We start from the raw sequence: 9,897 nt of genomic DNA on the forward strand, positions 1-9,897 counted from the left end.
CAAAGTCATCCCCCTGTCCCCGACGATAAATCCCTTCACCTTTCCAGAGCCATTCATCAAAAGTAGCCTGAACATCAATCGAGCTTTGGTTAATAATATCGTAGAATGGGACCAGTTTTGGTTGGCCGTTGCCATCAGCACGCGCAACAAATCGCGGTTCACGGCTGGTGCCATAAAAATGAGCCAAGCCCAAATCCCAATCGCCAAGAACAGTTGAATAACGCAGCGCAAAATCCGGATGGAATTCTTCCATATCAGATTCATATTCAGCATTATCAGTGTCTATGGTCATCGAAGACCTAAGCCGTCCTTTACGACCGGGGAAAGTACGTTCCCGAAAATAAGGCATGGCAAAGATATTGAAATCACCCCAGTCATTCTGGATACCCAGATTAACCATGGGCTGACCAAGTTTATCTTCCCCATCAACGTCTTCAACCGCATCCGTTTGATTGATAATATCGACCAGATGACGGGATTCCGTGACCCCCCAAAAAACCTTATCGGCACCGACTTTTAAATCCCAACCATCACCTATATGTTGATATTTCAACTCGCGAATATCACCATGTCTGCGCTCACTGTCCTGTGCATCTAGTCGAAGGAACGGTTTGAAATCAATACGATCATCACCATCATTCCATTCCACCAGGAATTCTGGTTCAAGCGCAATAGATGGATTTAAATGCTGATCCCGTTGCCCACTGTGCAAAGCGGAATCAGGAAACACTCTAAGATCCAAATTCGCGGCACCAGAATATTCCCAGTAAAATTCGCTTTCTTCCTCATCAGCCTGTTCCTGAGCTTGAGCCTGACTGGCTGATACGGCAGAAAGAATTGACGCCCCCAATGCGACGGCCCCGGTTACAATAACCAGGGCTGCCAACTTGACCAGCTTCACTTTTTTAAAAAGTATGAAACGCGATCTCATCTCTGAACTTTCTTATCTCACACGTTTGAGCGTATTTTTGGTAAGCTCACTATCTTCAAGTCCTTTTTGGAACTCAATTTTAGAAAAGACGAGACGTGTCTTTTTACCTGTCTGGTGGTTTTCCATATACATGTCATATGGGCGCCAATACTTATCCAGATGCTGCTTAAAATCAGACGACGTCAGCGTTTTAAGCAACTTACCTTTACGGTCATAGTAATCAATTTTCTGTTGGCGATACTCAGACAGATCATACCATGTGATCATTTTGGTATAGCCAGAATTTTCATAGGTTGGCGTTTGTTCAACGACAGCACATTGAAGTTCACCACACGGTTCGTCGCGCAACCATTTGTAGGTATATTTTTTCAATTCCTGCGCAGATAGATCTTCATACGCAAACTCCGATCCCAAGAACGGCCCAGATTTGTTTTTGGAAGAAATACGTTTCACACGTTTAACAGCTGGCAAGTACATCCATTGATCATCCGGATCAAAGATCTTTGCAAAACTGAGGAAAGCAGTACCTTTAACATCCCGAGGCTTATCAAAAATCGTCAGACTTTTATCACCAACGTCATTGCCGGGTACTTCCAGCGTTTTTTGACGCATTTCACGGATAGACTTGTCACCATGGCGGTTTTCCAACTGCATTTCCATGTGGGATTCAGTATCACCAAATCCCCAATCGCGACGGTCCCACTCTTCGGCAATCTCTGTTCCCTTTGCAATATCTGCCGCTTCATCAGCCAGTGCAGCGCCCGAAAGCGCTGTACCAGAAGAAAAAGCCACAAGAGAAAGCGAGAAAACAGTCGATAGTAATTTTTTACTCATAATAAAAACTCCAACTTCTTATTCAGCAGGCGCAGCAGGTGCTGTGCTTGCGGCTGTTGCCTTTTCGCCGTCAAACAGCATCAATAATGGTGGCAGCAGAAGGAAATCAATGAACAGCGCGAGGGCAATTGTTATGGCTGTCAACAAGCCCATATCTGCATTCACAGAAAATGTTGACAGAGACAGGATTGCAAATCCAGCAACCAACACAGCCGTTGTAATCCAAAGCGCACTACCAACTGTTCTGAAACCATAACGAACAGCATCCGCCGAGGATTCCCCCCGTTCTGTCCGTGCTCGATTATACTTACTGAGGAAGTGAACTGTCGCATCCACAATCAAACCAAGCGATGTCGCCGCAATCACAGACACAGCCAATCCGACCTGACCAACAAACAGACCCCAAACACCAAAGGCCATGATGGCAGGAACCATATTCGGGATCAGACTGATTAGACCCAGTTTCAAACTGCGCAAGGCAAAAACCAATGACAGTGAAATCAAGACGAAGGCTAGCGCTGTACCGCTCAGCATGGATTTGATGTTACGATCAGCAAGGTGAGCAAACATTACCGCAGCACCTGACCCATCAGCTTCCATATAACCCGGGGCATTATTCTGCAGCCACTGTGTTGATTCCAAAGCGATCGCGCGCATGTCATTGGACGAGACATTATCCAGAGTGACGGTCATACGAGACGCCGACTTGTCAATATTGATCTGACTATTAAGATCCAGACCGTATGGCAAAGACATTTCGTACAACAACAAATACTGGGCTGCCAAATCACGCTCTTCCGGCAGTTTGTACCAAGTATCATCATCCCCGTGCATGGATTTATTCAATCGCTTCAGAATATCAGTGATTGAATTCACATGAACAACCTCTGGCTTGGCACGTAACCAATTTGCGAAGTCTTCCAGATGTGCCAGATAAACCGGGCTGGAAACGCCACCTGACTCTTCTGCATTGATCGAAAATTCAACCTGATAAACCCCGGTCAGGTTATCGCGGGTAAAGTCACTATCAACACGGAAAGGAACAGTGGTATCGAAGTATTCGATGAAACGGTCATCAAGCTCGATCTTTGAAATGAAAGAGGATGTTCCGACAACGATCAGCCCCATACCGAACAGAAGTTTGGTTCTGTGACCGATAACAAATTCGCCCAGACGTTCCATCACAGATGACTTGCCAGTCACCACAGGTTTAACCCGAACAGGCATCACCGCAATGAACGCTGGCAAGAAAGCGATAGAGATTAACCATGCCGCGATAACACCAACCGCCGCTATATTCCCAAGATCATGAAACGGTGGTGCTTCTGAGAAATTCAAGCTCAAGAAACCGATAACCGTTGTCAAAGACGTCAGGAACACAGGCTGCATGTTTACACGCAAACTTTCAACGATCGCGTCCCGCTTTTCTTTACCGTGTCGCATTTCATGGAACATTGTCACCAGAATATGGACACAGTCAGCAATCGCAATTGTCAGAATAATTGTTGGTGCCATGGCTGATGGCGGTGTCATTTTAATACCGGCATATCCCGCAGCACCCATCGCGACCATCGTCGAGAAGATCGTTACCAGCAGTGTTCCCAGAGTACCCGTAAAAGAACGTAAGAAAGCAACCAGGAAGATAATGATCACAAGGAACATCAAAGGCGTCAACGTGCTCATATCTGCCATGGACGCTGCCGGGAATGCATTACTTAACGGTGCAAGGCCCGTGATAGCCACTTCTAATTCAGGATTAGACGCCTCTATATTCGCAGCCATGTTTTCCGCGTACTTGACCGCTTCATCAAGTGCCACGGCATCATCCGGGGGCAACTGCAAGGTAATTTGCACGCCCGTCGTTGTGCTGTCTTCGGAAATAATACGCTTTGCCAAAGCAGGTTCGCTCAAGGCAATTTGTTCAATCCGATCCAAACCTGCCTGGCTAAGTCCACCCGTTTCTTCAACCAAATCAGCAACGGTCAGGTCATCCTCGACGGCTTCTGTATGTTGAAAATTGGTAATGGAATCCACACGTATAGAATAAGGAATTTGCCAGGATTCTTCGGTTAAATCCTGAACGACTTCCAACCATTGTGGTGTAAAGACTTTGCCGTTATTTGGCTTGAGGACAAAAAGAATATTATCTGTTTTTGTATAAACATCCTGCAAACTTTCGAATGCATTCAATTGGGGGTTATCGTCGCCGAAAAAGACGCGGTAATCACTTGTAAAGGAAAGAAAACGTCCACCCGATGCAACACCTAGTGTCGCTAGAATTGTGATCAGGAGGACGAGCCAGCGCCAGCGGATTATGCCTTTTGCATAATTGACTGACAGGCGGTCCATGAAATTGCTCATTTGCCAAGCTCCGAATAGATATTGTTTCCTTCAGCGCCTGTCATGGTCTTGTAATCCTAAACCGTAAAATAACATCCAAAAACCACATTCATTTTACTGAATCCAAAATAAATCCAATAAAAAAGCAGCTTTGCTTTGGAAATCTTACGTTCTTACGGTATTACCTTACTTGAAACATGGGTATCACTGAAGTAAACTAGTCGGTGTAGTTTACTTATTTATAATTCAATGTAAACTACACGGTGTAGTTTATTTGGAGTCTGATTTGACAAAAGATAATTGTATCCTAGGCGGATTGGGGCGTAGAGCCTCTAAAAAAGAAATAAAAATGGATCAAGACTCGGTTCAAAAACCATCAGTTTGGGACCGCGATCAATGCCTTTTTGCTTCTTTAGGTCAAAAATTAACCCGCTCGGAACAGAAAAGAAATGACATCCGAAACGCCGCCAGTGAAATTTTTATCACCCAGGGCTTCGAAGCAGCGAGTATGGATAAAATCGCTGCCCTCGCAGGGGTTTCAAAAAGGACGGTGTACAGCCACTTTGGATCAAAAGAGGAACTCTTTGCCCACATCATCACCAATTTTTGTGACCTGAAGCGTGAAGAACTGGATGTAAAACCAGATCACAATCTTCCTTTGAAAGATTGCCTCATAAAGCTGGGAACCAAATTCCTGCATATGTTGCATTATCACGGCAGCGCTTCGCTTTTCAGAATTCTGATTTCACAAGCAGAAACAGATCCGTCCCATGGCATAGAATTTATGAATACGGGACCAAAAATCTCACGCGAGTTGCTTGCGACTTACTTAGAAGAAAAAATTGCTGCTGGGGAAATTGATGTCGATGACCCGATCGAAGCTGCACAGAGTTTCTATTCTATGCTCTTCGGTGCCCGCTACCTCACTTGCCTTGTCACAGGGTCACCGCCCCCTTCCCCGGAAGAAATTGATGGAATTGTGGAAAGTACGGTAGAACGCTTTATCTATGGGCTGAAGGTAAAGACTTAATATCGCAACAAAACAGGCCGCGCACTGGCGACCTGTTGTTCTTTCAAATTATACAGACGAACCAACCAGCATTACCTGATTATTCCATAAGTTGGTCAATCAATATCAAACGTAATGCCCTGTGCCAGTGGCAATTCCCGTGAATAGTTCACTGTATTCGTCTGACGACGCATATAAGCTTTCCAAGCATCTGAACCACTTTCACGGCCACCGCCGGTTTCTTTCTCGCCGCCAAAAGCACCGCCAATTTCCGCGCCACTTGGGCCGATATTTACATTCGCAATGCCGCAGTCTGATCCAACATCCGAAAGAAATTGTTCAGCCTCGCGTACATCTGTTGTGAAAACACAGGACGAAAGACCTTGTGGAACATCATTCTGCATATCGATTGCCGCATCAAAATCATCATACTTCATCGCATAAAGTATAGGGGCAAAAGTTTCTGTTTTAACCACATCATTCTGTTCCGGCATTTCAACAACGGCCGGGCGTACATAAAAACCATTGGGGAAAGTATCTTCCAGTTCACGTCCCCCACCATGAACAACACCACCGGATTTTTTGGCGGCAGCCAAGGCACCCTGCATGTTATCAAATGATCCCTGATCAACCAATGGACCAACCAAGGTACCTTGCGCCAAAGGATCACCGACATTGACTGTTTCATAGGCAGCAATAACACGGGGAATAAGTTGATCATAAATATCTTTGTGAACGATCAAACGGCGCAGGCTCGTACAACGCTGTCCCGCCGTTCCCACAGCGGAAAACAGAATAGCGCGCACAGCCATATCCAGATCGGCACTAGGTGATACAATCATCGCATTATTACCGCCGAGTTCTAGAATAGAACGACCGAAACGTGCGGCAACTTTTGGCCCAACCTGACGCCCCATAGCCGTACTGCCAGTGGCAGAAACGATTGGAACGTCTTTACTTGCTACAAGAACATCACCCACGTCGCGACCACCAACAATAACATGGTGCAAGTCTTTCGGCGCATCATCACCAAACCGAGCGACAGCGCGTTCAAAAATCTTTTGACAGGCCAAAGCAGTCAAAGGCGTTTTTTCTGATGGTTTCCAAATAACAGAATTTCCACAAACAAGGGCTAGGGCCGTATTCCAAGACCAAACAGCAACCGGGAAGTTAAAGGCGGAAATCACGCCGCACACACCTTCGGGGTGCCAGGTTTCGCGCATATGGTGCCCTGGTCTTTCTGACGCAATTGTCAGGCCATAAAGTTGACGCGAAAGACCCACTGCAAAGTCACAGATATCAATCATCTCTTGAACTTCGCCCAAACCTTCTTCGTAGATTTTCCCACATTCAAGGGTGACCAATCGTCCAAGATCTTCTTTGGATGTCCTCAGTTCTTCACCAAGTAATCGGACCAACTCTCCACGTCTTGGTGCAGGCACCTGTCGCCAAGCTTTGAAAGCTGCTTTAGAGGCAGAAATAACACCATCAACCTTATCGGCGGGGGTTTCCGGGATCATGCCGATTTCAGAACCATCAATCGGTGAGGTAATGCATAAGGTACCACCGGACGTCATTTCCTTTGTTAATCCCAAACGCTCTAGAATATCTGTATAACTCATAACGGTCTCCGGCACATAAATAGCTTTAAAGCTCAATGATAAAATTGTATATTTTCTAAAATATTAAATTAATCATATCCTGTAGTGACGCAATAGAGGAATAATCCTAACCCCATAACAAAAACTCATGAAGTAAGTTGCTACAAGGTCAATTCAGAGATAATTCAGGGGCAATATCACTCTATCTATATGATTTAGTATCAAATATATTTGGGTAAAAATTCTACCCTAGATATAAATATCATTTTTTTAATTAGTTTTTTTGTATAGGTTGTGACAGGATACTTCTTACTTAATTAGCAATTACAAAATCCTCCCTTCCCTTCTTTCCAAACACACAACACAACAGATTTTCTGTAAAACCTTTGCGAGTGTCGACTTGACGATTTCAGGAAAAAAACCCGAGAATTCCACGCCTTTGACGAACGATCCTGACGCGTCCGTTCGTTCGCTCAAGGCGAAAGAAATTGAGCTAAAATACGCAACACCGCTTTTTTACAGTTCAGACAATTCCCCCGACCCCAAACCGCCCAGGGTAGAATGCTATCTGGATCGGGAAAACCACATCAGACACATGGTATATATAGGCGCGTTACATCACGATCAGCTTGTCCGTGAAGTTCTTGAGATTTGGCAAAACATCAACCACTTAGACAAATATAACAATCTAATTGATCTCAGATTTCATAAAGGCGATGTCGGTTGGCACACGGTGAAAGAAATTGGACGACAATGGGACCTCTTTTTCGAAGGAAAAGCGCCGCCCGTTCGCACCGCCTTTATTTCTCGTCATATTGCGTTCAACTTTTTAATTAAAGCAATGCAAGCCCTCGCGCCCGAGCACACCTTTCAAGCTTTTAAAACCAAACAAGAAGCTATGGACTGGCTAGCAAAGGCCACATAGGTTCAAAGTAACCAGACCCTATTCACAGAACTTGCGTTGAAAATCAACCCATCATAACGTTCTTACGCAGACAAACGGGCATCGACATAAAGGGTATCACGGCTGGTCCGTTCCAAGCTAGTTCTCACCCGATAGGTATCATCAATCGCATTTAGCGATAGTACATCGGCTGGCTTACCGTCTGCCAGAACTTCCCCCTCTTTAATAAGAACCAGCCTGTCACAAAACTGGGCGGCCAAATTCAAATCATGAAGCGCCGCAACAACGATCATATGCTTGTCCTGCATAAAGCTGCGGATGGTCGAGAGAATAGAAAGCTGATGATGTAGGTCCAGCGCAGAAGTCGGTTCATCCAAAAGCACCAACCGAGGTTCTCTGACCAGTGTCTGGGCCACAGATACCATTTGGGCCTGACCACCACTTAGCTTTGAAATACCTCGATCAGCAAGATGCGATAGCCCCAAGGCTTGCAGTACTGAAGAAACCTGTTGAAGATCACTGTCTTTCACCCGCCATCCTGTCGTCTGTTTCAAGGCAAGTAACACACATTCGAACACCGTTAAAACAGCGTTACATCCATAAGATTGCGGCATATAAGCCACCACTTTGGACCGCTGTCCCCGGCTAGCGTGCCTTAAATCCCGCCCATCAAGCGTAATTGTTCCACCCGTTGATTTCACAGCCCCGGCGATTGATTTGAACAACGTTGATTTGCCCGATGCATTTGGACCAATAAGGCCAACAAATTCGCCACCGTGAACAGTTGAAACAGAAACATCTTTTAGGATCTGTTTACGACCATAACCGGCACAAAGTTCCGAGATCTCAAGTGTCATGATAACCGTTCCTTTCGGGTGCTGAGAATAAGAGAGATGAAGACAGGAACCCCGATCAGGGCCGTAATAATACCGATCGGATAAATGATCCCCGGAGTAATCATTTTGCTTATGATAGATGTGAGAGAAAGTGTCAGCGCGCCAACAAGGGCAGATAAAGGTATAAAGAAACGTTGATCTTCGCCAACAATCAGGCGCGCAATATGGGGGCCAACCAAACCGACAAAACCCACCGTACCGACAAAGGCAACTGCCGTTGCTGCAAGCAGAGAGATCACGATCAACATTTCAACCCGTAATCGGGCGACATCAATTCCAAGACTGATTGCCGTGTCATCCCCCATACGCAAAGCAGTTAGCTGCCAAGTTCGATAAAAGCTATATGGCAGCGCAAAGCATAACAAAATCGCGCCCAAAGATATCTTTTCCCAACTGGCACGAGATAAAGATCCCATCATCCAAAATACAATCCGGGCAAGCTCATCTTCGGATGCCATGTACTGCATCATCGCAAGCGCGGCATTAAAGGCAAAAAAGATGGCAATCCCGAATAGAATCATCGTCTCGGTCCCCACCCCTTTAATTCGGGTCGCAACCAGAATGAAGATGCAGGTCATCAAAGCAAAAACGAAGGCATTAAAGGTTACCAGTAATGGCCCGAGATTAGGAACAATACTCCACCCGACAACAATCGCTAGGGCAGCACCAAAGGAAGCAGCAGATGACACCCCAAGTGTAAAGGGTTCAGCCAAGGGGTTGTTCAAGACCGTTTGCATCTGTGCACCAGCCAGCGCAAGAATAGCACCGACCAATACCGCGATAATGGCAATCGGCAAACGATAATCCCAGATAATAACCTCTAGCTTGATCCCATGTGCCTGAGGATCCAGTAGCGTTTCAAAAACAACAGAAAGTGGAAAGTTCCCCGGCCCGTTAGCCACGTCAAAGATAAAGCTGGCGAAGAGTAAAAGGGTCACACCCAACAGGATCAAATACCGATGTTTAAGCTGACGGCGATACCCCATCTGAGCAAGCGTAGAGCCTGAATTATTTGGAACGGCGCTAACTTGTCCATCCCCTTCGGGGTGATCCGTACCCACAACCTTATCCGTACTTAAGGACATATCTGATCTTTCTGCGTCACATACTTGGAAATAAAAACGGAATAAGGAGCAGAGAAAAATATCCCCGCCCCAAAAAAAGAAAATGGCCCACGAGAAAAGTGAAAGGGCGTATCACAAATCTCGCGGGCTTCATTTCAGGTGTTACTGTGTTGCAGGTAATGAGCCCCAGAACACACCGCTATAGTCAATCGGGAGAAACTTGTCGTGTAACTCGACAAAGGTCGCTTCCGGATCGAGGTCCGCAAATTTCTCGGGATAAAACCATTTAGCGAATGTTTGTAACGCCACGAAATGATA

At 45.7% G+C, this 9,897-nt stretch carries 8 protein-coding genes; 2 read left to right on the plus strand and 6 right to left on the minus strand.

Annotated features, from left to right (window positions below; all coding sequences use genetic code 11):
- From Q0241_RS22470 to Q0241_RS22480, 3 genes are all read right to left on the minus strand, one after another.
- The coding region (locus tag Q0241_RS22470) for a hypothetical protein (RefSeq protein ID WP_299381668.1) at positions 1–931 on the minus strand (931 nt) is incomplete at its 3' end.
- Positions 932–943: 12 nt separating this feature from the next.
- Positions 944–1,765: an outer membrane lipoprotein-sorting protein gene (locus tag Q0241_RS22475; RefSeq protein ID WP_299381671.1), complete on the minus strand. Its 822-nt coding sequence runs from the start codon at positions 1,763–1,765 to the stop codon at positions 944–946.
- A gap of 18 nt (positions 1,766–1,783) precedes the next feature.
- Positions 1,784–4,126 carry an MMPL family transporter gene (locus Q0241_RS22480; RefSeq protein ID WP_299381674.1) on the minus strand — a complete coding sequence of 781 codons (2,343 nt, stop codon included), beginning with the start codon at positions 4,124–4,126 and terminating at the stop codon, positions 1,784–1,786.
- Between the two features lie 265 nt (positions 4,127–4,391).
- On the opposite strand from Q0241_RS22480, the gene Q0241_RS22485 reads away from it, so the two are divergent.
- Positions 4,392–5,135, plus strand: coding sequence for a TetR/AcrR family transcriptional regulator (locus Q0241_RS22485; protein WP_299381677.1), 744 nt, complete (start codon positions 4,392–4,394; stop codon positions 5,133–5,135).
- A gap of 95 nt (positions 5,136–5,230) precedes the next feature.
- Here Q0241_RS22485 and Q0241_RS22490 read toward each other — a convergent pair whose 3' ends face one another.
- Positions 5,231–6,736, minus strand: a complete 1,506-nt coding sequence (locus Q0241_RS22490; protein ID WP_299381680.1) for an aldehyde dehydrogenase family protein — start codon at positions 6,734–6,736, stop codon at positions 5,231–5,233.
- A gap of 379 nt (positions 6,737–7,115) precedes the next feature.
- Between Q0241_RS22490 and Q0241_RS22495 the strand changes: the two genes are divergently transcribed.
- Complete coding sequence (locus tag Q0241_RS22495) at positions 7,116–7,640, plus strand: hypothetical protein (protein WP_299381683.1); 525 nt, start codon at positions 7,116–7,118, stop codon at positions 7,638–7,640.
- Between the two features lie 62 nt (positions 7,641–7,702).
- Here Q0241_RS22495 and Q0241_RS22500 read toward each other — a convergent pair whose 3' ends face one another.
- Together Q0241_RS22500 and Q0241_RS22505 are read right to left on the minus strand one after the other, a co-directional pair.
- Positions 7,703–8,476: an ABC transporter ATP-binding protein gene (locus Q0241_RS22500; RefSeq protein WP_299381686.1), complete on the minus strand. Its 774-nt coding sequence runs from the start codon at positions 8,474–8,476 to the stop codon at positions 7,703–7,705.
- A complete protein-coding gene (locus Q0241_RS22505; RefSeq protein WP_299381689.1) occupies positions 8,473–9,600 on the minus strand; it encodes an iron ABC transporter permease in 1,128 nt (375 codons plus the stop codon). The genes Q0241_RS22500 and Q0241_RS22505 overlap by 4 nt, the downstream gene beginning before the upstream one ends.
- Positions 9,601–9,897: the final 297 nt, after the last annotated feature.

The sequence above is a fragment of the uncultured Kiloniella sp. genome (genome assembly GCF_937128705.1).
GTDB lineage: Bacteria > Pseudomonadota > Alphaproteobacteria > Kiloniellales > Kiloniellaceae > Kiloniella.